Below are 22,671 nucleotides of genomic sequence, written 5' to 3'. Positions count from 1 at the left end.
CCCGGTTACTTCTGGTCGTCCTCCGTTCCGCGCTCGCCCTCCGCCTGGGACGGCGTGGTCCGCTGCGTCTGCGCGTGGCGGAGCTTCTTCTGCTTCGCGTCCAGGTCCTCGTCGAGCCGTTCCCCCTCGGCCTGCGACGGGGTCGAGTACTCGTCGTACTGGCTCATGTCCGCCTCCCGGTTCGGTCGCCCGGTCCGGCCCGGCTCCGTCCGGATCCGGGCAGATCCCTACATAGGGAGCCTAACTCTCCGGCCTGGACGCGGCCCGGTCACCGGGTGGCGTCGCTACCATCGGCCGGGTGAGCGCTGACGCATCCCCGCGGGACCCGCTGCTGGACGATCTGATGCCTTGGGCCGTGGGCTCCCTGCGCCTGGGCCGGGCCTGGGTCGCGGCCCCCGATCCGGCGACCCTGCGCGCCCGGTGGGCCGCCCTGGCGGCCGCGGAGGGCCCCGAGCGGGAGCGGTTGTTCCGCCCGACCCGGGCGCGGACCCCGGGTGCCGGGGCGGCGGCGCTGCCGGGTCAGCGCGCGGGTTCCACGGCCCGTTTCGCGGACACTCCCGGGCCGCGCCCGGATCCCGTACGGATCCTGCGCGAGCCCTTCGACGAGCAATGGCTGCTGCCCGACCAGCGGCTCATCGACCTGGCCCGCCCGGAGCTGTGGCGGGTGCTGGACGAGCACCAGCTGTTCGTCCTGGAGCCCGCCCAGCCGGCGGAGCTGCTGGTCACCGCGCACCTCCCGGCCGGCCGGCTCGGCCGGATCCGCCCGCTGCACCGCCGCCCGGGCGGCGCCGAACCGAATCTCGCCCCCGGGCTGCAGCACCTGCTCGGCGAGCGGTACGGCACCTGGGTCACCCCCGAGGACGTGCTCTGCTGGATCCTCGCCGCCGGCCGCCCCGGCCCCCGGGGGTACGAGGTCCCCCTCACCGCCGACGCCGCGCGCTGGCGGGCCGGGCTGGAGCTGGGCCACCGGGTGCTCTCCGTCCGGCTGCGCGGGGCCCGCGGCGGCGAGGCGCCCCGGCTGCCCGGCGGGCGCCGGCCGTACGTCCGCTCGGCGCTGCCGGCGTGGCCGCGCGAGCTCTCGTACGACCCGGGGAGCGAAACCCTGACCGTCGGGGGAAGCGGGGGCGGCGAGGGCGGCACCGTGTCGCCCGTGCCCACCGGGGCGTGGGAGTACGAGGCCCAGGGGGTCCGGGTCCTGGAGTCCTGGTTCGCCGCCCGGCTCGCCCACCGGGACCCGGAGGCCGAGGGGCTGGACGCGGTGGGCCCGGCGGAGTGGCCGCAGGGCTGGACCTCGGAGCTGCTGGAGCTGGTGACGACCCTGGCGCTGCTGGCCGAACTGGAGCCGGAGCGGGCCGCGTTCGAAGTGGGCCCGGCGCTGGGCGCCGCGGAGCTCCGGGCGGGCGGGGTGCTGCCGGCTCCCGGCTGGGCCCGGCGGCCGGCCTCGGTCCTGGACCACCAGGAGGAGGGGCCGGGCGGGCAGTTCGCGCTGCTCTGAGGCGCGGGGGCCTCGAGGGCGGGGGCCCTGCGGGGCTGTCCCCTACCCTCCCTTCGCCCGTTCCCCGGGGGCTGCGCCCGGACCCCCCTGGGGCTCCGCCCCGGACCCCGTGCCTCAAACGCCGGCGAGGCTGGATGTGGACCTGCCCGGGTGCGATCGAGTAGGCAGGGGGCATGGCTACCGAATCGTTCACCGAGCCGCTTCCCCTCGACGGGGTCACCGTCGTCTCCGTCGAGCAGGCCGTCTCCGCGCCCTTCGCCACCCGTCAGCTCGCCGACCTCGGGGCCCGGGTGATCAAGGTCGAGCGGCCCGACGGCGGGGACTTCGCGCGCGGCTACGACACCGCCGCGCACGGACTCGCCTCGCATTTCGTGTGGGCCAACCGGGGGAAGGAGTCCCTCGCGCTCGACCTCAAGGACCCGCGCGGCCGCGAGGTCCTGCACGCGCTCCTCGAAGGGGCCGACGTGTTCGTGCAGAACCTCGCCCAGGGGGCCGCCGCCCGGCTCGGGCTCGACTCGGCCGCGCTGTGCGCCCGCTACCCCCGGCTGGTCGCCGTGGACGTCTCCGGCTACGGCCCCGAAGGCCCGTACGCCCACAAGCGCGCCTACGACATGCTCGTCCAGTGCGAGGCGGGCCTGGTCTCCGTGACCGGCACCCCGGAGCAGCCGGTCAAGGCGGGGATCCCGGCGGCGGACATCGCGGCAGCCATGTACGCCTTCTCGGGCGTGCTCGCCGCCCTGCTGCGGCGCGGGACCACCGGGCGCGGGGGCAGGGTGGAGGTGTCGATGCTCGACGCGCTCGCCGAGTGGATGGGGCATCCGCTGCACCACACCATGCACGGCGGGGAGCAGCCGGTGCGGACGGGCCTCGCGCACGCCGTGATCGCGCCCTACGACGCCTACCCGACGGCGGACGGGGACCGGGTGCTGCTGTCCGTGCAGAACGACCGGGAGTGGCGGCGGCTCGCCGAACAGGTGCTGGAGTGGCCGGACTTGGCCCAGGACCCGGGGTTCGCGACGAACGCGGCGCGCACCGCGAACCGGGAGAAGACCGACGCGGTGGTCGCCGAAGCGCTGGGCCGGCTCGATGCGGACGCGGCGATCGGGCGGCTGGAGGAGGCGGGCATCGCCTGCGCACGGCTGAACTCGGTGGCGCAGCTCGCCGCGCACCCGCAGCTGGAGGCCCGGGACCGCTGGCGGGAGGTGGGCTCGCCCGCGGGCCCGCTGCGGGCCCTGCTGCCGCCGATCGGGCTGCCCGGCGGCGCGGCACCGCACATGGGTGCGGTGCCCGCGCTCGGCGAGCACACCGAAGCCCTGCTGCGCGCCCTGGGGATGACGGGCGAACAGATCACGGCGTTGCGCCGGGACGGTGTGGTTCGCTGACTGGACAGGGTTGACCGGGCCGGGAACGGAGCGGCGGCGCTGCGGGAGCGGGACACGCCCCGCAGAGCTGCCGACTACGAACGGCGGCTGCCGAAGAGGGTCCGCCGCAGCCTGCGCAGCGGTGCGAAGAGCGAGACGCGCGCGCTCCGGCTCCGCAGCCGGTGCGTGTGGTCGCGCGAGGTGAGCTCACGCATGAGCAGCGTCGCCTCGGCCGTCTCGCGGTGCGGGACGGCGGGACCGCCGAGCACGGCGAGGTGGCGGTCGAGGCGCGAACTGGTCGCACCGCTCCCGCATGTGATGGCAGGCACGCGAGGCGGCCTGCTGCGCATTGCGATCTGTTCCATGTCTCTCCCCACCCGTACGAGGGCACCCGGCCCACCGGGCAGGGTAACCCTATCGTCCCCACGGAGCGCACGGGTATCCCGGTGGTGTGAATTGCCCGTGTGGCGAGCGGGAGTTGACGATTACTCAGCGAAGTCGATCGCCACTCTCCGTGAAATCCGGCGGGGTTCCGGGGACAGGGAACCGCGGCGACACCGACCGCGTGACTCCTGTCGCGACCGGAGTCACGGCGCACGCTCTGCGCTAACTTGGAGTGATCGTCCGGTAACGCTCTTGGGGGCGCGCGTGAATGAGGCTTTCGGTGACTGAGTCGGCGGCGGACGGGGACGGCGCCGGCGGGAGGGTCATCGCCGGACGGTACCGCCTGCTGGGACCGCTCGGCCGCGGCGGGATGGGCATGGTGTGGCGGGCCCTGGACGAGGTCCTGGGGCGCGAGGTCGCCATCAAGGAAGTGCGCGCACCCGCCGGGATGGACGAGGCCGAGGTGGCCCGGATGTACCGGCGCCTGGAGCGGGAGGCCTGGGCCGCGGCCCGCGTCTCGCACCGGGGCGTGGTCACCGTCTACGACGTGGCCACCGAGGACGGCCGGCCCTGGATCGTGATGGAGATCGTACGGGGCCTCTCGCTCGCGGAGGTCCTGGAGGGCGACGGGCCGCTCACCCCGCAGCGGACCGCGCACATCGGGGAGCAGGTGCTGGCCGCGCTGCGCTCCGCGCACGAGGCGGGGGTGCTGCACCGGGACGTCAAGCCGGGCAACGTGCTGATCGCCAACGACGGCCGGGTGGTGCTCGGCGACTTCGGGATCGCGAGCCTGGAGGGCTCCACCGCCATCACCATGACGGGCGAGGTGGTCGGATCCCCCGAATTCCTGCCGCCCGAGAGGGCGTTGGGCCGCGAGCCGGGTCCCGCGTCGGACCTGTGGGCGCTCGGAGTGACGCTGTACCTCGCGGTGGAGGGGGTCCCGCCCTTCCACCGGGATTCCCCGGTGGCCACGCTGCGGGCGGTGGTGGACGAGGAGTTCCCGCCGCCGCGGCGGGCCGGACCGCTGACGCCCGTGCTGGAGGGGCTGCTGGTCAAGGATCCCGAGGAGCGGCTGTCCGCGGCGGAGGCGGCCCGGATGCTGCGCATCGTCGGCGCGGGCGGGACCGTACGGGCCTCCGGCGGGCCGGTGTCGGGTCCCGCGGCGGCTCCGGTGCCGGGCGCCGAGGACCCGACCTCCGTGGCGCACCACGGGTACGGTCTCCCCACCCCGCCGCTGCCGGCGCCCGGGACCGGCACCGGGCCGGGGCGGACGCTTCCCCCCGAGCCCGAACGGAACGCGGCCGGGATGGTGCTGGCCGGCGGGATCGTGGTGCTGCTCGCGGTGGTGGTCCTGCTGGGATGGCTGCTGCTGAAGGGCCGCGACACGGGCGGGGACGGCGGTGACGGGCCGACGACCGGCCCGACCGTCTCGCAGAGCGCTTCGCCTTCACCGACCCCCTCGCCGAGCGCGTCCCCCTCGCCCTCGCCGTCCCCCTCCGCCTCCCCTTCGGCCACGCCGCCGCCCGGCATCACCCTGTCCGCCGTACGGGCCGTCCGGGACGGCTACAGCGGCACGTGCCCGGCGCCCGCGGCCAAGGCGCCCGCTTTCACCGCCACCGTGGCGGTGGACCGCACCCCGGCGGTGGTGGAGTACCGGTGGGCCACGCGCAGCGGGCAGACCTCGGGCCCCGGCTGGCAGACCCTGACGTATCCGGCGGGCGGACCCGGGAGCGTAAAGCTGGACCACACGGAGCTGACGCACTATCCGGACGCGACCTTCGAGGACGCGGTGCGCCTGGAGATCCGGCAGCCGTCGGAGGCGGCTTCGGCATGGCTGGAGTTCTCGGTGACGTGCGAGGAGGAGGAGACCCCGACGGGCGGGGCCTCCTCCCCCGGTCCTTCCGGCGGCACGCCCGGACCGACCGCTTCCCCGTCACCGAACCCGGGGGCCACGGCCAGTCCGTGACGGATCAGGGCCGACCGGTCGGCCCCTGACGGATCAGGGCCCAACCGGTCGGCCTTGACGGATCAGGCCGCGCCGGTGAAGGCCGGCAGGTAGCCGCCGGACTGTCCGGCGGCGGTCGGGTGGTAGGACTCGCCGATGTTCAGCCAGTTGAGGCTGTGCAGCCACTCGCTGCCGGAGCAGATCTCGTGCCCGGTGAAGGCTCCGGCGACCGAGGCGAAGGCGAAGCCGTGGTTGGCGGCGCGTTTGGCGAGGGCCGCGTTGAGGTAGTCGGAGGCGCCGTTGATGGCCGTGCGCTCGCCTTCCGACAGCCCGGCCACGCAGGTGCCGTTCAGCTTGTAGAAGCGGGGATAGCCGAGGACGACCACGCGGGCGCCCGGGGAACGGCTGTGGATGGCGTTGTAGACCGTGTCGAGCTGGCCGGGGAGGGTGGAGTCCACGTACGCCTTGGCCTGGTTGACCCGGCTGACGCAGGTGGCTTCGGACTGGAGCACACAGGTGGTCATGACGTCGGAGAATCCGGCGTCGTTGCCGCCGATGGTGATGCTGACGAGGTCGGTGCCGGCGTTCAGCGGTGTGAGCTGGCCGCTCATCACGTCACCCGTACGAGCACCCGAGCAGGCGGCGAAGGAGAAGGTCTGGGGGGCGTGTGCGGCGGCCCAGAGGGCCGGGTAGGCGCGGGTGGTGCGCTTGCAGTTCCCGCTGGCGCTGTCGTAGTTGCCGGCGCCGACGCCGGAGGAATAGGAGTCGCCGAGGGCGACGTAGCCGAAGTCGGCGGCGGCGGTCGCCTGACCGGCTCCGAACAGGGCCGCGCCCGCGGCGAGTAACAGGGCAGAGGCCAAGGCGGCGAAACGAGGCATTCTCATGCTCATGTGTGCGGCTCCTCGTGGGGGGAGTTACTGCGGAGTTACTCCTGAGTCCGTGGTACAAGGAACCGAGGCTCGTTGGAAGTGTTCATGCCAAGAATGTTCGGGGCGGACATGCGGCGCGAATCTTCACCCGCACGGCGTTTGAAGAGGGAATCCCGCCACTCGATCCGGCGAAACACGGGTGCAGCAGGCCAGTTCGTGCCGGATCATGGGCGCCATGCCAGCCAACCCTCAAGACGCACTGCCGATCCGGCTCAACGTCGACGACAGCGACTCCCCGTCGGACGTCGTCGACGCGCTGTTCCTCGGCCGCTTCGCGTCCGGCGAGCAGCCCCACTCGCACAGCGTGTCGATCGACCGGGTCAAGCCGGGCGCGACCCTGCTGCCGTCGGGGGCCGCGGTGTTGCGCTCGGCCCGCGACAGCGACCGCAGCGCGACGCTCGCCGAGGGCGAGGGCTGGACCATGCTCGTCTCCCGCTGGAGCCGGGGCGCGGACGTCACGGTGACGGCGGTCAGTGAGGAACTCGCCGCCGAGGTGCTCGGCGAGGCCACCGAGGACGCGCAGGACGAGCCCGAACCGCAGCCCGAGAACGTGGCGATGGGCTTCTGGTACGTCTCCCCGCGCCGCGGCCCCTACCGGACGACCCGGCAGATCGCGGCCGGCACCTGGGAAGAGGTGCGGCCCAACTACACGGCTCCGGTGGCCGGGGCGATGGACCGGTTGATGAAGGTCACCCCGGACGACATCGCCGGCCGGCTGCTCCTGCTGCACGGCCCTCCGGGCACCGGGAAGACCTCCGCCCTGCGCACGCTCGCCCGGTCCTGGCGGGACTGGTGCCAGGTGGACTGCGTCCTCGACCCGGAACGGCTGTTCAACGACATCGGCTACCTGATGGACATCGCGATCGGCGAGGACGAGGGCACCGCCAAGAGCCGCTGGCGGCTGCTGCTGCTCGAGGACTGCGACGAGTTGATCCGCGGCGAGGCCCGGCACACCGCCGGGCAGGCGCTGTCACGGCTGCTGAACCTCACGGACGGGCTGCTCGGCCAGGGCCGCAACGTCCTGGTCGGCGTCACCACCAACGAGGACCTGGAGCGGCTCCACCCGGCGGTGGTCCGGCCGGGGCGCTGCCTCGCCCGCATCGAGATCGGCCGGCTGACGCACCGTGAGGCGGTGGACTGGCTCGGCACCGACGAGGGCATCTCCCGCGAGGGGGCGACGCTGGCCGAGCTCTACGCCCTGCGCCGCGGCGCGTCGGGTACCGCCGCGCTGCTGCCGCCGCAGGGCCAGGACACGGAGGCGGGGATGTACCTGTAGGCGCGGGGGCCGCAGGTCGGCGGGGGTCGGCGCCCGGCGGCGAGGACAATGGGGGCGCGGCCGAAGGCCCCCACCGGCCGTACGCACCTCCACCTCCGGGGGACCCACGAACAGGAGAACGCACCGTGCTCGAACCGGCGCAGGAGAATCCCTACCCCGACAGCCACGTCCTCGGAGAGGGCCCCGAACCGCACCCGCAGCTCCAGCCGGTGCTCGGCCTCATCGGACGCTGGCACGGCCGGGGCAGCGGCGAGTACCCGACCCTGGAGCACGGGTTCCGGTACGAGCAGGAGATCACTTTCGGCCACGACGGCCGGCCCTTCCTCGTCTACGAGTCCCGCGCGTGGCTGATCGACGAATCCGGCAAGGCCGTTCGCCCCGCGGGCCGGGAGACCGGGTGGTGGCGCGTCCTCCCGGATGCCTCGGTCGAGGTCACGCTCGCCCACCCGACGGGCATCGTCGAGACCTACGTCGGCCAGGTCTCCCGTGCGGACGGTGCGGACGGCACCGACGGCGCCGACGGCACGCGGATCGAGATGGCCACCGACACCGTGGGGCTGACCCCGCGGGCCAAGGAGGTCACCGGCATGCGGCGCCGGTACGCGCTCGAGGACGGCGGGCTGACGATCGTGCAGGAGATGGCCGCGGTGGGCCAGCCCATGCGGCACCACCTCCAGGCGCGGCTCTTCCCGCGCAAGGACTGACCGGCGGCGGCACCAGGCGGAGGCGTCGTGGCGGCGGCACCGACCAGGCGGAGCGGGCCCCGTCCGGCCCGCCCGGGTGTCAGTCCGCGTACCGCGCGCGCAGCGCGTCCAGCGCCGCCGCGGTCGCCTCGTCGAAGGTCAGGCCGAGGCGTCGCGCCCGCTCCGCGTAGACCTGCGCGGCGGTGGCCGCCTCCCGGGCGGGCCCGTCGCCGGCCGCCGCGACGAACGTGCCGTTGCGGCCGCGCGTCTCGATCACGCCGTCCGACTCCAGCGCCCGGTAGGCCTTCGCGACCGTGTTCGCCGCCAGCCCCAGCTCTTCCGCGAGCCCGCGGACCGTCGGCAGTTTGAACCCGGTGGGCAGTCGGCCCGCCCGTGCCCCGGCGGCGATCTGGGCGCGCAGCTGCTCGTACGGGGCGGCGGCGCCCGCCGTGGCGTCGATGCGGATCTTCAGGTGCGGAGAGGTCGAGGTCACGCGGCCGATTGTCCCCCATCCGCCGGGAAATTCGCAGGCGCGGGGACCCCGGCGGCCCCTACCGTCGCCACGTGATCACAACCATCCGGGACCTGCGCCCGAACGACCCGGCCGACGCCGAGAGCGTCGTACGGGTGCGCCGCGCCGCTCTGCCCTTCATGATCAGCACCACCCGCGGTGTCGCCTTCGAGGTCGCCTCCGCCCACCCCGACAGGCGCTACCGCCTCCTGGTCGCGGAGAACGCCGACGGCCTCGTCGTCGGCACCGCCCAGGTCGGCATCGTCCACGACAGCCCCGAGCCCGGCCAGGGCTTCGTCAACGCCTACGTCGACCCCGCCCACCGCGGGCTCGGCGCCGGAACCGCCCTGCTGGGCACGGCCGAGGAGCACCTGGGAGCCGAGCGCGCGAAGGACGCGTACGCCTGGGTCCTCGACGAGCCGCCGCACCGCGCCTTCGCGGAGCGGCACGGCTACCACGCCTCCCGCTCCGCGCACTTCCTGCGCCTCGACCTCACCACGGCCACGCTGCCGCCGCTTCCCGGGAAGCTCCCCGACGGGGTCGAGCTGCGCGCCGGCTCGGCCTTCGCCGCCGATCCGCGCCCGCTGTTCGAGGCCGACGCGGCGGGAACGCTGGACGAACCGGGCGATGTTCCGGTGGAGTTCGACGACTACGAGGCCTGGCTGCGGAACACCTGGGAGCACCCGTACCTCGACCGGGAGCTCACCACCGTGGTCCTGGTGGACGGCGAGGTGGCGGGCTTCACCGCCGCCCACACCGACGGGGCCGGCCGGTACTCCTCCGCCATGACCGCCACCCTGCGCCCGTTCCGCGGCCGGGGGCTGGCCCGGCTGGCCAAGACCGACTCGCTGCTGCGGGCCCGCGCGGCCGGCTGCACCGAGGCGTTCACCGGCAACGACACCGGCAACGCCCCCATGCTCGCCGTCAACACCCGGTTCGGGTACGAGGTCTGCGCCACGGAGACGCGCTTCACCAAACAGCTGCGAGGACCGGAGACACCACGATGAGCGACCGACTGACCGTCACCCTCACCAAGGCGGGCCGTACGAAGATCAGTTACCCGGCCGAGCCGGTGGCCGACACGGGCACCCGGATCACCGTACGGGCGCCCTGGGCGGCCCCCGGGGTACGGGACTTCGGCTTCGTCCGCTTCGAGCCGGGCGACGTGTTCACCGAGCACTTCTGGCGCGACCGCTGGTACGCGGTCAAGGAGGTGAGGACGGGCGGGGGCGTCCTCAAGGGCTGGTACTGCGACGTGACCCGGCCGGCCTCGGTGGAGGACGGGGTGATCACGGTCGAGGACCTGGACCTGGACCTGTGGGTGTCCGCCGACGGGAGCTCCGTACTGCGGCTGGACGAGGACGAGTTCGCCGCGAGCGGGCTCGCCGGCACCGATCCGGAGGCGGCCGCCGAGGCGGTGCGGGCCCTCGACGCCTTGGAGGCCCAGGCCCGCTCGGCGGCCGGACTGGCGGCGCTGCTGGCCTGATCCGCGGACTGCCAAACCCCGAAATCCAGGGGCGTGGCCGAGCCTGCGACCCCCGGACCCTCACGGCGTGGAGCAGGGACCACCACGGCGGCGCACCGGCACCACCCGAACGCGAGGCCCTCCTGCGGGAGTGGGCGGACGCGTGAGACACGGGGCCAGGGGCCCGCGGCGCCCCTTCCTGAGGCCCTTCTTACCCCCGCCTTAAGCAGAACCTAAGGATCGGCTCCAGGGGCCCGAACCCCGTGGAACCCGGCTTCCGGGCGGTTAGTTTGGCTGAGCCAGGGAGGGCCGGAGGCGGCGCCGCGAACCCGTGAGGGGCGGCGCCGCACAGCCCCGGTCTTCCGGCGCACCCACGACTCGCGCAGCCCAGTGCCGTGCCCAGAGGAGATCCACCATGCCCGCACGCCGTACCGCCGCCCGTATCGCAGCCGGACTCGCCCCGCTCGCGGTGGCCGCGTACGCCGTCGCCCCGGCGGCCGCCCACGGTTCGATGACGGACCCGGTCAGCCGGGTGGCGGCGTGCTACGCGGAGGGCCCCGAGTCCCCGAAGTCGGCGGCCTGCAAGGCGGCGGTCGCGGCGAGCGGGGCGCAGGCGTTCTACGACTGGAACGCGGTGAACATCGCCAACGCGGCCGGTCAGAGCAAGGCGCTGATCCCGGACGGACAGCTGTGCTCGGCGGGCAACGACAAGTACCGGGGTCTGGACCTGGCGCGCGCCGACTGGCCGGCGAGCCCGATGGCCTCGGGCGCGCACACCTTCCGCTACAAGGGGACCGCCCCGCACAAGGGCTCCTTCGAGCTGTACGTGACGAAGGACGGCTACGACCCGTCGAAGCCGCTGAAGTGGTCCGACCTGGAGTCGGCGCCCTTCGCGAAGGTCACCGACCCGGGGATGCAGGGCGGCGACTACGTCTTCTCGGGCACCGTCCCGAACAAGACCGGCCGGCACCTGATCTACAGCGTCTGGCAGCGCTCGGACAGCCCGGAGGCCTTCTACACCTGCTCGGACGTGGTCTTCGGGAAGGACAACGGCGGGGGTGGCACGGGTGGCACCGGAGGCGGCGGGGGTACGCCCACGGCCAAGCCGACCTCGAAGCCGACCTCGAAGCCGACGAAGCCGGGTACGAAGCCGACCTCCGTGCCCTCGGGGCGGCCGACCAAGCTCCCCTCGGAGGTCCCCTCGGCCCCCACCGACGAGCAGATCTCCCGGGGCGCCGGGAAATCCACGGTCGAGCACGGCGGCCACGGGGACAACGACCCCAAGACGAACGGCGGCAGCAGCCCGATCCCCTCGCAGAGCGGGACCGGCCTCGCGGAGACGGGCGGCAGCAGTGCCACGCCGGTGATCGCGATCGGCGGGGCGGGCGTCCTGGCCGTGGGCGCGGCCGTGCTGTTCGGGCTGGCGCGCCGCCGTGCGACCCCCGGCCGCCACGGCCGCTGACCGGGACTGACCGGGACTGACGGGGACTGACCGGGACTGACCGGGACTGACCGGGAACGGCGGGCGGCCCGCACCGCGGACCGCCCGCCGCCGTCAGGAGGAGACCGTCGCCGTCAGGAGAAGACCGACGCGCAGGTGGTCCGCTCGGCGTGCGCCGGGTCGAGGGCGTTGGCCGCCTCGTGCCAGGCGATCCGGTCGGTGAGCCCGATGGCCACGTGCTCCGAGAGGTCCACGCCGCACAGGTCCTGGAGCAGCACGTTGCGGACGTTCGGCCCGGTGAGGAACTGGCTCCGGTACGGGGTGACCACCTCGTCGTAGCGGGTGGCGATCACCGTGTACGCGACTCCGGGGACGGTGTCCCCGCCCTCGTTCAGCTTGTTCTGGAAGGGCGATCCGGCGATCTGGTCGGCGAGGCCCGGGGTGGCCTCGCTGATCAGGTCCCCGGCCCCGGGGAAGTACGGGAGGAGATTGGTGAGGCCGAGCAGGGTGGTCCCGTGGTTGTCGGGGGCGAGTCCGACCAGGGCGTTGACCTTGCCGGCGCCGCCGAGGAACTTCAGGTAGTAGCGCGGCATCATGCCGCCCTGGGAGTGGCCGACGATGTCCGTCTTCGCCGCTCCGGTGGAGGCGAGCACCTTGTCCACGAAGACGTCGAGCTGGCCGGCGGACCGCTCGATGGGGCCGAGCCCGTTGAAGAGGGGGACGCCGGGCAGTTGCCCGTAGTCGAGGGAGTAGACGCAGTAGCCCCGGTGGACGAGGTACGGCGCGAAGCCGAGCCAGTTGTCGACGGAGTTCCCGAAGGTTCCGTGGACCAGGACGACGGGTCGGGGATGGGCGGCGGACGGTTTGCAGGACCAGTTGTTCCAGCCGCTGCTCGGCGCCGAGGCGGCCTGGGCCGCCTGGGTGGGGGCGACGAGCGCGGCGGCGGTCAGGGTGAGGACGGCCAGGGGGCGGAGCAGGCGTCTCCAGGGCAGCATCGTGTGATCTCCTTGCGGCTCAAGGGGAGTAACGAGGGATGGCGCGGGAAGTACGTGGGGGTGCATCCCGTGATCCGGATCACAAGGGGGTGCTGCAGCCGCTAAATTACGGGCGAGTAGCAAAACTGGGAAGTTACGCGTCGGTAAAAAATCCGCGTCCCTCCTGGTCGACCGCTCCGACGGCCGTCATCCATTCGGCCCTCCCCTGCTGCGCCGGGCGCCCGGTACGCCGAGCGTGTGAGACATGACCCAGCCCACCCATACAGACCCAGGGCAGTCCGGCGGGTTCCTCGCCGAGATCAAGGACGCCGTCACCACCCGGGCCGCTCTCCTGGTCCTGGGCGTACTGGCGCTCCAGCTCGCCTTCATCACCTCGTACGTCGGGGCCTTCCATCAGCCCAAGCCCAGCGAGATCCCGATCGCCGTGGCCGCGCCGGCCCCGCCGGTCGCCGAGCAGACGGCGAAGCAGCTCTCCGCGCTGCCGGGCAAACCACTGGACCCCCGTGCCGTACAGGACGAGGCGACGGCGCTGCGGCAGATCCAGAACCGGGACGTGGACGGCGCGCTGATCATCGACCCGGCCGGCACGACCGACAAGCTGCTGGTCGCGAGCGGCGCCGGGGCTTCCCTGTCCCAGGCCATCGAGGAGATCGTCGGCGCCGTCGAGAAGACCCAGGGGCGCAGCGTGCGCGTCGTGGACGTGGCCCCGGCGGCCGCCGGCGACGGGCGCGGGCTGAGCTCGTTCTACCTGGTCGTGGGGTGGTGCGTGGGCGGCTACCTGTGTGCCGCGATCCTCGCGATCAGCGCGGGCGCCCGGCCCGCGAACATCCACCGCGCCGTCATCCGGCTCGGCGCGCTGCTCGTGTACGCCATCGCGGCCGGACTCCTCGGCGCGGTCATCGCCGACCCGATCCTGGGCGCGCTGCCCGGCAGCATCTGGGCCCTGTGGGGGCTCGGCGCCCTCGTCGTCTTCGCCGTCGGCGCGATCACCCTGGCCTTCCAGGGCCTCGCGGGCGTGGTCGGCATCGGCCTGGCGATCCTGCTCGTGGTGGTGCTCGGCAACCCGAGCGCCGGCGGCGCCTACCCGTACCCGCTGCTGCCGCCGTTCTGGAAGGCCATCGGCCCGTGGCTGCCGCCGGGCGCGGGCACGTACGCCGCGCGCTCGATCGCGTACTTCAAGGGCAACGACATCACCGGCCCGCTGCTGGTCCTGAGCGGCTGGGCGGTGCTGGGATCGGCGATCACGATGGCCTGTGCGGCGGGCCGCAAGGGCAAGGCGGGGGCGCCCGTGGGCAGCGGACTCCCCGAGGGTCCGGACGCACTGCCGGAGAGGGAAGCCGTCCGATGAACAATCCCATCCAGGTCCGCAACCGCATGGGCCCGGCCGAACAGGCCGTCTCCGTCAAGCGGATGGAGCCCAGCGCGCAGGCGCAGCTGGGCCCCCTCGGCCTCACCGGCTTCATCGTCGTCACCACGCTCGCCACCGGCATCGACGCGGGCATCTTCCCCGAGCACCTCAGCCACTCCGTGCTGCCGCTGGTCGGCTTCTTCATCGGCGGGCTCGCCCAGCTGCTGGCCGGGCTCTTCCAGGCGCAGCGCGGCGACACCTGGCACGCGACCGTCTTCGGCGGCTTCGGGCTGTTCTGGATGTCGAAGGCGCTGCTGATCCAGTACGTGCTGCCCGCCACGGATCCGTCCCTGCGCGGCGACGTGAGCGCGCTGTTCACGCTGCCGTGGGTGTTCGTGGTGTTCGTGCTGTGGATCGGCAGCTGGCGGATCCACCTGGTGCTGCTGTCGACCTTCACGTGCGTACTGGTGGTGTTCGTGGCCATGACGGTCAGCGGATTCACCGGCTCGGTGATCTGGAACCGGATCACCGGCTGGAGCGGTCTGCTGGCCGCGCTCGGAGCCACGTACCTGCTCGCCGGGCAGATCATGGCGAGCACCTGGGGCCGCCAGGTGCTGCCGATGGGCCGCTTCCTCGCCCCCGAGGAGCACCCGGAGGCGTGACCACACCCATGATGACCAGCACGCGATGATCAGCACGCTCGCGGTGGAGAACTACCGCTCTCTGCGCAAGCTCATCGTCCCCCTCGGCCGGCTCACCGTGGTGACGGGCGCCAACGGCACGGGCAAGTCCAGCCTCTACCGGTCGCTGCGGCTGCTGGCCGACTCCGCGCGGGGCGGCGCCGTCGCGGCGCTGGCCCGGGAGGGCGGACTGCCCTCCACGCTGTGGGCGGGCCCGGAGAAGCTCGGGCGGGCGGTGCGCGAGGGGCGGTACGCCGTCCAGCCGACGGTCCGCTCCGAACCGGTGAGCCTGCGGCTCGGCTTCGCCGGGGACGAGTTCGGCTACGCGGTGGACTTCGGGCATCCCTCGCCCGTCCCCGACTCCCTCTTCGGCCTGGACCCGGAGATCAAACGGGAGTGCACCTGGGCCGGGCCGGTGCTGCGCCCCGCCGCCCTGCTCTCGGACCGCGCCGGGCCCGCCGTGCGCACCCGCACCGCGGACGGCGGCTGGCACCGCACCCAGGGCGCCCTGCGCCCGTACGACTCCATGCTCAGCGAGCTCGCGGACCCGCAACTGGCCCCCGACCTGCTGGCCCTGCGCGAACTGATCCGCTCCTGGCGGTTCTACGACCACGTCCGCACGGACGTGGACGCCCCGGCCCGCACCCCGCGCGTCGGAACCCGTACGCCGGTGCTCGCCGCGGACGGCTCCGACCTGCCGGCCGCGCTCCAGACGATCCGGGAGACCGGCGACCACGCGGCGCTCGACGCGGCCGTCGAGGCGGCCTTCCCGGGCAGCGGCGTGGCGGTCGCGGAACGGGACGGCCGCTTCGAACTGGAACTGCACCAGCGCGGGCTGCTGCGCCCGCTGGGCGCGGCGGAACTCTCCGACGGCACCCTGCGCTACCTGCTGTGGACGGCCGCCCTGCTGACCCCGCGCCCGCCGGCCCTGATGGTGCTCAACGAGCCGGAGACCAGCCTCCACCCCGATCTGCTGGGCCCCCTCGCGGACCTGATCCTGACGGTGGCGCGCACCACCCAGACGGTGGTGGTCACGCACGCCGCGCCCCTGGCGGACGCCCTGGCGTCGGGCGTCCACCGCCACCGGGTGGACCTGCGGACCCTCACCCTGCTCAAGGACTTCGGCCAGACCGAGGTCGCCGGCCGCGAGGGCCCGCTGGACGAACCCCTCTGGTACTGGCCGAAGCGGTAGTCCCTCCGTCCGGCAGCAGGGCGCCGCCCGGTTCGGCGGCGCTGACCGATCCGGAGGTGTCGATGACCACGCGGACCCGCGGCGGCGTGCGCCGCGGGTTCGGCAGGACGGCGCCGGGCACCCCGGCCGAGCGGCGTGAGGGCCGGCTGTAGGTGTAGTCGTCTCCCGCCCCGGAGCCGTGGGTCCGCCGGCCTACCCGGCCCGGTGGACCACCTCGCCCGCGACCACGACCGTTTCGGCCACCGTTCCCGGGATCTGCTCCGGGGCCACCGCGAGGATGTCGCGGGACAGGATCACGAAGTCGGCCGCTTTGCCGACCGTGAGCGAACCCCGGTCCTGCTCCAGGAAGTTGGCGTACGCGGAGCCCATCGTGTAGCCGTACACCGCCGTACGGGCGTCCACCGTCTCCTGCTCCTGCCACGGGTCGCCGCCGCCCAGCGGGCGCCGGGTCAGCGCCGTGTAGATGCCGATCATCGGGTCCATCTCGGCGACGTTCCAGTCGCTGGAGAAGGCCAGGACCGCCCCCGCCTCGGCGAGGCTCCGCATCGGCCACGCCTTGTGCCAGCGGTCCTCCCCCACGTTCTCCGCCCAGTCCTGGCCCGGACCGGCGATCTCCGGCGCGCAGTGGCGGGGCTGCATGCAGGCCACCACGCCGAGCTGCTCGAAGCGCGGTACGTCCTGCGGATCCAGGCATTCCACGTGGACCACCTGGTGGCGGGCGTCGCGCGGGCCGTTCACCGCCCGCGCGTGCTCGACGGCGTCCAGGACGGTACGGATGCCCCGGTCGCCGGTGGCGTGGACGAAGCACTGGAACCCGCGGGCGTCCAGCCGGGCGAGCAGCTCGGCGAACTCCTCCGCCGGGTAGAAGGTCTCGCCCCGGTGTGATCCGCAGCCGGTGTACGGCTCCAGCAGCGCGGCCGTGCGCGGCTCCACCACGTCGTCGATGTAGAGCTTGAGGGGGCCGACCCGGAAGCGGTCCCCGGCGTGCACCTTCGCCGCCGCCTCGAAGAGGTCGAGGTCCGCCTCGGTGGTCCCGCGCGGGTGGAACAGCGCGGCAACGATCCGCGAGCGCAGCCGGCCCTCGGCGCGCGCCCGGTCGTACAGCTCCAGGTCGTCGAGGGAGTTCTGCGGTTCCACGACGGTGGTGATGCCGAAGCCGATCGCGTCGTCGAGGCTCTTGGCGAGGCGCCCGTACTGGCGGTCCGGGGAGGCCCACGGCACGCCCAGGTCGCGCAGGGCGCGGTGGCCGTCGCGGGAGAGCCCCTTGATGGCGAAGTCCTTGACGAAGCCGGTGGGTTCGCCCGTCTCGGGGTCCACGGCGGCCGTGCCGAAGGGGAGGTCGGTACGGTCCTTCGCGACGCCGAGGCGGCGCATGGCCGCCGTGTTCAGCCAGGCCGTGTGCACGTCGTACGAGAGCACGATCGCGGGGGTGTCGCCGGTGACCGGGTCCAGGTCGGCGGCGGTGGGCATCCGGCCGCCGGGGATCGCGGAGTAGTCGAAGGCCTCGGCCTCGATCCACTCGGCGTCCGGGTTGGCCTCCCGCCACGTGCCGATCCGGTCGAGGATCGCTTCGAGCGTCCGGACCCCGGCGAGCTGCACGCACGCGTCGTCGGAGCCGAGCCGGACGTGGTTGTGGGCGTCGATGAATCCCGGCAGCACGAGCCGGCCGCCCGCGTCGATCCGCTCGGTGCCGGGTCCCGCCCAGTCGGCGGCCTCCGCGTCCGGCCCGACCCAGACGATCCGCCCGCCCCGCACGGCGAGGGCTTCGGCCTCGGGCAGCTCGGGGTCGACGGTGTGGATGCGGGCTCCGGTGAGGAGCAGATCGGCGGGGGCGGAGTGCGACATGGGGTGGTGCTCCTGTGCAGAGGCCGTACGGAAATGTGGGCGTCGGGAAGGCGGAAGGCGGGAGCCGGAAGGCGGGAGCCGGAAGCCGGAAGGCGGGAGGCGGGGCCTCGGGGAGACGTGGCCCCCGCGGGGGCGAGCCCCTCAGGCGGCCGGGGCGTACGCGGGCACCCGTCGGGCGAGGGCCCAGTACGTGAGCCCGGAGACCACCGAGCCGAGCAGCGTGAGGTCGGCGCCGCCGAGCGGGGCCACGAGCGGGCCGGTCCACAGCTCGGAATCGCAGGTCAGGGCGGCGAAGGCCATGCCGGCGAGCAGGGCGGCCATACCGGCCGGGTGGTAGCCGGAGCGGTACCAGTAGGCACCCTCGCTCCCGGCGTGCAGCGCGTCGGAGTCGTAGCGGCAGCGGCGCAGCAGCATGTCGGCGAGGAAGACGCCGCCCCAGGGGGCGAACACGATGATCAGGAGGGAGAGGAAGGACAGCAGCGAGGTGGTGAAGTCGGTGAGGAAGAGCGCGGCGAGCGATCCGGCGGCGGTCACGGCGGCGCTGATCACGATGGCGCGGGCCCGGCTCCACGGGATGCCGAGGACCTGGAGGTTCAGGCTGGAGGAGTAGAGGGTGATGATCGAGTTGGTCACGGAGCCGCCCAGGACCAGGGCCAGGAACAAGGGCTGGAACCAGCCGGGGAGCAGGCTCTCGGCTCCGGCGACGGCGTCGGTCATGTCGGTCTGGGTGGCGGCGGCCACGCCGGCGATCCCGAGGGCGACGGAGGAGACGAACCCGCCGAGCGCGCCCATCCAGGTGATCGACTTCAGCGAGGTGGTGCGGGGCAGGTAGCGGGTGTAGTCGGCGGGCATCGGCAGGTACGAGAAGGGCCCGGCGAGCATCACGACGAAGGCCAGGCTCCAGCCGGACAGGCCCGGGGCGAGGGCGTCGGCCGGGGCGGTGGTCTCGGCGCCGGGCAGGACGAAGACCAGCAGGGCGCCGAAGCCGACGGCCAGGACGTAGGCCATCCAGCGCTCGGCGAACTGCACGGTGGCGTGGCCCCACATGGCCACGGCGAAGGTGAGCGCGAGGGTGACGCCGAGTGCGAGGGCCCGGATCAAGGTGCCGCCGCCCAGGCCGACTTCGGCGAAGAAGACCTCCAACGCCAGGGTCCCGACGACGGTGTTGACGATGGTGTAGCCGATGCTCACGATCCAGTTGAGGACGCCCGCCGGCCAGTTGCCCCGTACGCCGAAGGCGGCCCGGGAGATGACCAGGGTGGCGGTGCCGGTGCGGATGCCGCTCAGTCCGGCGGCGCTGACCGCGAAGAAGGACAGTCCGCTGATCACGACCACGGCGGTGGCCTGCCAGAAGCTGAGGCCGAAGGCGACGGCGAGGGCTCCGTTGATCACGTAGGTGAAGGTCAGGTTCGAACCGAACCAGAGCCAGAAGAGGTCCTTGGCCCCGCCGTGGCGCTCGGCGTCGGGGATGGGGTCGATGCCGTGCGTCTCGACTCTGAAGACCTCGTCGACGTCGGCCGTCGTCTCCTGCTGTGCCATGCGTCTGCCCCTGACCTGCGTACCGGTGATCTGGAGAACCGTCGAAGCGACCTTGAACGCCGTTCTAAGTTCTTGAATGGCATTCAAGATGCGCTGCCGACCCGGACCCCGTCAAGACCCTGTCCGGGATAAGGTCGGCCCACGAAGATCGGGAAGGCGGTACGGGTGGCAGCGGGAGCGGCACGGCGGCGCGACGGGCAGATCGCCCAGGAGCGGATGCTGGACGAGGCCATGACGGCGATCGCCGAGGACGGGCTGGCGGCGCTCACCATGTCCGCGCTCGCCGAACGGCTCGGCACCAGCGGCGGCCACATCCTGTACTACTTCGGCAGCAAGGACCGGCTGCTGCTGGCCGCCCTGAACTGGAGCGAACGGCAACTGGCCGCGGAGCGCGCCGAATTGCTGAGCCGCAGGGTCACCGCCCACCGCAAGCTCGCGCTCTTCCTGGAGCTCTACCTGCCCCGCGGCCCCCGCGATCCGCGCTGGACGCTCTGGATCGAGCTGTGGGCCCGGATCCCCTCGAACGAGCCGCTGCGCGCCGCCCAGCAGGAGATCGACGACGGCTGGCAGCGGGATCTGGAGGCACTGCTCGCCAAGGGGGTGGAACAGGGCCGCTTCGCCCCCGGCCTGGACGTCCCCGCCCGGGCCTCGGAGCTGCTCGCCCTGCTGGACGGGCTGAGCACCCGGGTGGTCCTGGGCGAGCGCGGCGCCGACCGGGCCACCTCCCTGGAGCGCGCCCGCTCCGCGGCGGCCCTGCTGATCCCGCACACCTGAGGCCGCCGGCGCCCCGACCGCGCCCGGACATGTGGAAAGCCCGCCCGGGCCTTAGCGCCCCGGACGGGCTTTTCCGCTCCTTAGCGGAGGTTCTCAGGAAGAAGAAGGGTCCTTTTGAAGGGTCCCTCTGAAGGGTCCTTCTCGGGCTTACTTCTTCTTGGCGGCGGCCTTCTTGGCCGGGGCGCCCTCGGCGTTGCCGTAGTACGCCTGGCGCATGAGCTGCTTCAGGTCGTCGATCATCGGCATCCGCGGGTTGGCGGGGGCGCACTGGTCGGCGTAGGCGTTCATGGCCTGGGTCGGCAGGGCCTCGATGAAGGCCTGCTCGTCCACGCCCTCCTCGGCGAAGGAGGAGGTGATCCCGCACTTGCCGCGCAGGTCCTCGACGGCCTTGGCGTAGGACTCGACGCCCTCGGCGGCTGTGGCGGCCGGCAGGCCCAGCATCTTGGCGATCTCCTGGAAGCGCTCCGGCGCCCGGTAGACCTCGGCCTTGGGCCACGGGGTGGCCTTGTGGGTGACCGTGCCGTTGTGGCGGATCACGTGCGGCAGGAGCAGGGCGTTGGTGCGGCCGTGGGCGACGTGGAAGGTGTTGCCCAGGGTGTGCGCCATGGCGTGGACCATGCCCAGGAAGGCGTTGGCGAAGGCCATGCCCGCCACCGTGGAGGCGTTGTGCATCTTCTCGCGGGCCTCGGGGTCGTTCGGACCGTCGACCACGCAGCGCTGCAGGTTTTCGAAGATGAGCTTGATGGCCTGGAGGCACAGGCCGTCGGTGTAGTCGTTCGAGTACGCGGAGACGTAGGCCTCGGTGGCGTGCGTCAGGGCGTCGAAGCCGGAGTCGGCGGTCACCTTGGGCGGGAGGCCCATCGGCAGCATCGGGTCGACGATGGCGACGTTCGGGGTCAGCGCGTAGTCGGCGAGCGGGTACTTCTGGGCCGCGGCCGGGTCGGAGATGACGGCGAACGGGGTGACTTCGGAGCCGGTGCCCGAGGTGGTCGGGATGGCGACCATCTTGGCCTTCTCGCCGAGCGAGGGGAACTTGTAGGCACGCTTGCGGACGTCGAAGAACTTCTCCTTCGTGTCGGCGAACTCGACCTCCGGGCGCTCGTACATCAGCCACATGATCTTCGCGGCGTCCATCGGCGAGCCGCCGCCGAGGCCGATGATCGTGTCGGGCTTGAAGTCGCGCATCATCGCGGCGCCGGCCTGGACGGTGGAGAGCTCCGGGTTGGGCTCGACGTTGTCGATGATCTGGATCGACACCGCGCCCTCGCGGGCCTGCAGGATGTCGACGACCTTCTGGACGAAGCCGATGGAGACCATCGTCTTGTCGGTGACGATCGAGACCCGGCTGATGCCGTCCATCTCACCGAGGTAGCGGATGGAGTTGCGCTCGAAGTAGATCTTCGGCGGGACCTTGAACCACTGCATGTTGGTGTTGCGCCGTCCGATCCGCTTGACGTTGATCAGGTTGACCGCGGTGACGTTGTTCGACACCGAGTTGTGTCCGTACGAGCCGCAGCCCAGGGTGAGCGAGGGGAGGAAGGCGTTGTAGACGTCGCCGATGCCGCCGAAGGTGGAGGGCGAGTTGGCGATGACGCGGATCGCCTTGACCTTCTTTCCGAACTCCTCGACGAGCTCCTCGTCCTCGGCGTGGATGGCGGCGCTGTGGCCCAGTCCGTGGAACTCGACCATCGCGGCGGCCAGTTCGAGGCCGTGCTCGGTGTCGGAGGCCTTCAGGGCGGCCAGGATCGGGGACAGCTTCTCGCGGGTCAGCGGCTCGTTCTCGCCGACCTCGTTGCACTCCGCGAGGAGGATCGAGGCGTCGGCGGGGACGGTGAAGCCGGCCTGCTCGGCGATCCACTGCGGGGACTTGCCCACGACCGCCGGGTTCAGCTTGGCGCCGTTGGCGTCGGCCGCGTAGGCGGTGGTGCCGAAGACGAACTGCTCCAGCTTGGTCTTCTCGGCGGCGGAGACCACGTGGGCACCGAGCCGCTTGAACTCGGCGAGGCCCGCTTCGTAGATCTCGGTGTCGAGGATGACGGCCTGCTCGGAGGCGCAGATCATGCCGTTGTCGAAGGCCTTGGAGAGCACGATGTCGTGGATCGCGCGGCCGAGCTTGGCGCTCTTGTGGACGTACGCCGGGACGTTGCCCGCGCCGACGCCCAGGGCCGGCTTGCCGCACGAGTAGGCGGCCTTGACCATGGCGTTTCCGCCGGTCGCGAGGATGGTGGAGACGCCCGGGTGGTTCATGAGGGCGCCGGTGGCCTCCATGGACGGGGCGGTCACCCACTGGACGCAGTTCTCGGGGGCGCCGGCGGCGACGGCGGCATCGCGGACGATGCGGGCGGCCTCGGCCGAGCAGTTCTGCGCGGAGGGGTGGAAGGCGAAGATGATGGGGTTGCGGGTCTTCAGGGCGATCAGGGCCTTGAAGATCGTGGTGGAGGTCGGGTTGGTCACCGGGGTCATCGCGCAGACCACGCCGACGGGCTCGGCGATCTCCGTGATGCCGTTCAGCTCGTCGCGGCGGATGACGCCGGCGGTCTTGAGCCCGCGCATCGAGTTCACGACGTGCTCGCAGGCGAAGAGGTTCTTGACGGCCTTGTCCTCGAAGAGGCCGCGGCCGGTCTCCTCGACGGCCAGCTGGGCGAGCTCGCCGTGCTGGCTCAGCGCGGCCAGCGAGGCCTTCTTGACGATGTGGTCGACCTGCTCCTGGTTGAACGACGAGAACTGGTCGAGCGCCTTGAGCGCCCCCTGGACCAGTCCATCCACCATCTCGTTCGCCTGCATGGCAGGAACTCCTTCATTTCGACT

Annotated in this window: 20 protein-coding genes; 12 read left to right on the top strand and 8 right to left on the bottom strand. The window is 72.8% G+C overall.

Annotated features, from left to right (window positions below):
* Positions 1-5: 5 nt before the first annotated feature.
* Positions 6-167, bottom strand: coding sequence for a hypothetical protein (locus OG730_RS32160; RefSeq protein WP_266876718.1), 162 nt, complete (start codon positions 165-167; stop codon positions 6-8).
* A gap of 176 nt (positions 168-343) precedes the next feature.
* Between OG730_RS32160 and OG730_RS32155 the strand changes: the two genes are divergently transcribed.
* Positions 344-1,495 (top strand): type ISP restriction/modification enzyme, encoded by a 1,152-nt coding sequence (locus tag OG730_RS32155; protein ID WP_327309514.1) that lies wholly within the window; start codon positions 344-346, stop codon positions 1,493-1,495.
* Between the two features lie 173 nt (positions 1,496-1,668).
* Positions 1,669-2,877: a CaiB/BaiF CoA transferase family protein gene (locus tag OG730_RS32150; RefSeq protein ID WP_327307514.1), complete on the top strand. Its 1,209-nt coding sequence runs from the start codon at positions 1,669-1,671 to the stop codon at positions 2,875-2,877.
* A 74-nt stretch (positions 2,878-2,951) separates the two neighbouring features.
* Here the strand turns inward: OG730_RS32150 and OG730_RS32145 are convergent, their stop codons facing one another.
* Positions 2,952-3,221, bottom strand: coding sequence for a hypothetical protein (locus tag OG730_RS32145; protein ID WP_030720225.1), 270 nt, complete (start codon positions 3,219-3,221; stop codon positions 2,952-2,954).
* 287 nt (positions 3,222-3,508) lie between these two features.
* On the opposite strand from OG730_RS32145, the gene OG730_RS32140 reads away from it, so the two are divergent.
* The gene (locus OG730_RS32140) at positions 3,509-5,206 is read left to right on the top strand and encodes a serine/threonine-protein kinase (RefSeq protein ID WP_442815077.1); all 1,698 of its coding nucleotides are present in this window, start codon (positions 3,509-3,511) and stop codon (positions 5,204-5,206) included.
* A gap of 62 nt (positions 5,207-5,268) precedes the next feature.
* Here OG730_RS32140 and OG730_RS32135 read toward each other — a convergent pair whose 3' ends face one another.
* Complete coding sequence (locus tag OG730_RS32135) at positions 5,269-6,069, bottom strand: SGNH/GDSL hydrolase family protein (RefSeq protein ID WP_327309513.1); 801 nt, start codon at positions 6,067-6,069, stop codon at positions 5,269-5,271.
* 220 nt (positions 6,070-6,289) lie between these two features.
* Between OG730_RS32135 and OG730_RS32130 the strand changes: the two genes are divergently transcribed.
* Positions 6,290-7,390, top strand: a complete 1,101-nt coding sequence (locus OG730_RS32130; protein WP_327307512.1) for a DUF5925 domain-containing protein — start codon at positions 6,290-6,292, stop codon at positions 7,388-7,390.
* 125 nt (positions 7,391-7,515) lie between these two features.
* On the top strand, positions 7,516-8,094 hold the full coding sequence (locus OG730_RS32125; RefSeq protein ID WP_327307511.1) for a heme-binding beta-barrel domain-containing protein: 579 nt from the start codon (positions 7,516-7,518) through the stop codon (positions 8,092-8,094).
* Positions 8,095-8,173: 79 nt separating this feature from the next.
* Here the strand turns inward: OG730_RS32125 and OG730_RS32120 are convergent, their stop codons facing one another.
* Positions 8,174-8,566: a GntR family transcriptional regulator gene (locus tag OG730_RS32120; protein ID WP_327307510.1), complete on the bottom strand. Its 393-nt coding sequence runs from the start codon at positions 8,564-8,566 to the stop codon at positions 8,174-8,176.
* Between the two features lie 71 nt (positions 8,567-8,637).
* Between OG730_RS32120 and OG730_RS32115 the strand changes: the two genes are divergently transcribed.
* The 3 genes from OG730_RS32115 (at position 8,638) to OG730_RS32105 (ending at position 11,511) form a co-directional block, all read left to right on the top strand.
* Positions 8,638-9,591, top strand: coding sequence for a GNAT family N-acetyltransferase (locus OG730_RS32115; protein WP_327307509.1), 954 nt, complete (start codon positions 8,638-8,640; stop codon positions 9,589-9,591).
* Positions 9,588-10,070, top strand: a complete 483-nt coding sequence (locus OG730_RS32110) for a ribonuclease FAU-1 family protein (protein WP_327307508.1) — start codon at positions 9,588-9,590, stop codon at positions 10,068-10,070. The genes OG730_RS32115 and OG730_RS32110 overlap by 4 nt, the downstream gene beginning before the upstream one ends.
* A gap of 394 nt (positions 10,071-10,464) precedes the next feature.
* Positions 10,465-11,511, top strand: coding sequence for a lytic polysaccharide monooxygenase (locus OG730_RS32105; protein ID WP_327307507.1), 1,047 nt, complete (start codon positions 10,465-10,467; stop codon positions 11,509-11,511).
* A 113-nt stretch (positions 11,512-11,624) separates the two neighbouring features.
* Here the strand turns inward: OG730_RS32105 and OG730_RS32100 are convergent, their stop codons facing one another.
* A complete protein-coding gene (locus OG730_RS32100) occupies positions 11,625-12,485 on the bottom strand; it encodes an esterase/lipase family protein (protein ID WP_327307506.1) in 861 nt (286 codons plus the stop codon).
* Between the two features lie 244 nt (positions 12,486-12,729).
* Between OG730_RS32100 and OG730_RS32095 the strand changes: the two genes are divergently transcribed.
* The 3 genes from OG730_RS32095 to OG730_RS32085 are packed head-to-tail and all read left to right on the top strand — an operon-like array spanning position 12,730 to position 15,705.
* On the top strand, positions 12,730-13,833 hold the full coding sequence (locus OG730_RS32095; protein WP_327307505.1) for an ABC-2 transporter permease: 1,104 nt from the start codon (positions 12,730-12,732) through the stop codon (positions 13,831-13,833).
* Positions 13,830-14,495: an acetate uptake transporter gene (locus OG730_RS32090; RefSeq protein ID WP_327307504.1), complete on the top strand. Its 666-nt coding sequence runs from the start codon at positions 13,830-13,832 to the stop codon at positions 14,493-14,495. The genes OG730_RS32095 and OG730_RS32090 overlap by 4 nt, the downstream gene beginning before the upstream one ends.
* Positions 14,496-14,520: 25 nt before the next feature.
* Positions 14,521-15,705, top strand: a complete 1,185-nt coding sequence (locus OG730_RS32085; RefSeq protein WP_327307503.1) for an AAA family ATPase — start codon at positions 14,521-14,523, stop codon at positions 15,703-15,705.
* A 192-nt stretch (positions 15,706-15,897) separates the two neighbouring features.
* Here the strand turns inward: OG730_RS32085 and OG730_RS32080 are convergent, their stop codons facing one another.
* Together OG730_RS32080 and OG730_RS32075 are read right to left on the bottom strand one after the other, a co-directional pair.
* Positions 15,898-17,550, bottom strand: a complete 1,653-nt coding sequence (locus OG730_RS32080) for an amidohydrolase (protein ID WP_327307502.1) — start codon at positions 17,548-17,550, stop codon at positions 15,898-15,900.
* A gap of 141 nt (positions 17,551-17,691) precedes the next feature.
* On the bottom strand, positions 17,692-19,089 hold the full coding sequence (locus tag OG730_RS32075) for a purine-cytosine permease family protein (protein WP_327307501.1): 1,398 nt from the start codon (positions 19,087-19,089) through the stop codon (positions 17,692-17,694).
* Between the two features lie 216 nt (positions 19,090-19,305).
* Here OG730_RS32075 and OG730_RS32070 point away from each other — a divergent pair, with 216 nt between their 5' ends.
* Positions 19,306-19,863, top strand: a complete 558-nt coding sequence (locus OG730_RS32070) for a TetR/AcrR family transcriptional regulator (RefSeq protein ID WP_327309512.1) — start codon at positions 19,306-19,308, stop codon at positions 19,861-19,863.
* Positions 19,864-20,010: 147 nt separating this feature from the next.
* On the opposite strand, the gene adhE is transcribed toward OG730_RS32070, so the two are convergent.
* Positions 20,011-22,647 (bottom strand): bifunctional acetaldehyde-CoA/alcohol dehydrogenase, encoded by a 2,637-nt coding sequence (gene adhE / locus OG730_RS32065; protein WP_327307500.1) that lies wholly within the window; start codon positions 22,645-22,647, stop codon positions 20,011-20,013.
* Positions 22,648-22,671: the final 24 nt, after the last annotated feature.

Source organism: Streptomyces sp. NBC_01298, assembly GCF_035978755.1.
GTDB lineage: Bacteria > Actinomycetota > Actinomycetes > Streptomycetales > Streptomycetaceae > Streptomyces.
The sequence above is the reverse complement of the archived record's forward strand: the minus strand, read 5'-3'. Positions and strand labels throughout refer to the sequence as shown.

Bases quoted from the DNA above. Each gene is read 5' to 3' on its own strand.
- OG730_RS32160 (WP_266876718.1), bottom strand. From the start codon at position 167: ATGAGCCAGTACGACGAGTACTCGACCCCGTCGCAGGCCGAGGGGGAA.
- OG730_RS32155 (WP_327309514.1), top strand. From the start codon at position 344: ATGCCTTGGGCCGTGGGCTCCCTGCGCCTGGGCCGGGCCTGGGTCGCG.
- OG730_RS32150 (WP_327307514.1), top strand. From the start codon at position 1,669: ATGGCTACCGAATCGTTCACCGAGCCGCTTCCCCTCGACGGGGTCACC.
- OG730_RS32145 (WP_030720225.1), bottom strand. From the start codon at position 3,221: ATGGAACAGATCGCAATGCGCAGCAGGCCGCCTCGCGTGCCTGCCATC.
- OG730_RS32140 (WP_442815077.1), top strand. From the start codon at position 3,509: ATGAGGCTTTCGGTGACTGAGTCGGCGGCGGACGGGGACGGCGCCGGC.
- OG730_RS32135 (WP_327309513.1), bottom strand. From the start codon at position 6,069: ATGAGAATGCCTCGTTTCGCCGCCTTGGCCTCTGCCCTGTTACTCGCC.
- OG730_RS32130 (WP_327307512.1), top strand. From the start codon at position 6,290: ATGCCAGCCAACCCTCAAGACGCACTGCCGATCCGGCTCAACGTCGAC.
- OG730_RS32110 (WP_327307508.1), top strand. From the start codon at position 9,588: ATGAGCGACCGACTGACCGTCACCCTCACCAAGGCGGGCCGTACGAAG.
- OG730_RS32105 (WP_327307507.1), top strand. From the start codon at position 10,465: ATGCCCGCACGCCGTACCGCCGCCCGTATCGCAGCCGGACTCGCCCCG.
- OG730_RS32100 (WP_327307506.1), bottom strand. From the start codon at position 12,485: ATGCTGCCCTGGAGACGCCTGCTCCGCCCCCTGGCCGTCCTCACCCTG.
- OG730_RS32095 (WP_327307505.1), top strand. From the start codon at position 12,730: ATGACCCAGCCCACCCATACAGACCCAGGGCAGTCCGGCGGGTTCCTC.
- OG730_RS32090 (WP_327307504.1), top strand. From the start codon at position 13,830: ATGAACAATCCCATCCAGGTCCGCAACCGCATGGGCCCGGCCGAACAG.
- OG730_RS32085 (WP_327307503.1), top strand. From the start codon at position 14,521: ATGATCAGCACGCTCGCGGTGGAGAACTACCGCTCTCTGCGCAAGCTC.
- OG730_RS32080 (WP_327307502.1), bottom strand. From the start codon at position 17,550: ATGTCGCACTCCGCCCCCGCCGATCTGCTCCTCACCGGAGCCCGCATC.
- OG730_RS32075 (WP_327307501.1), bottom strand. From the start codon at position 19,089: ATGGCACAGCAGGAGACGACGGCCGACGTCGACGAGGTCTTCAGAGTC.
- OG730_RS32070 (WP_327309512.1), top strand. From the start codon at position 19,306: ATGCTGGACGAGGCCATGACGGCGATCGCCGAGGACGGGCTGGCGGCG.
- adhE (WP_327307500.1), bottom strand. From the start codon at position 22,647: ATGCAGGCGAACGAGATGGTGGATGGACTGGTCCAGGGGGCGCTCAAG.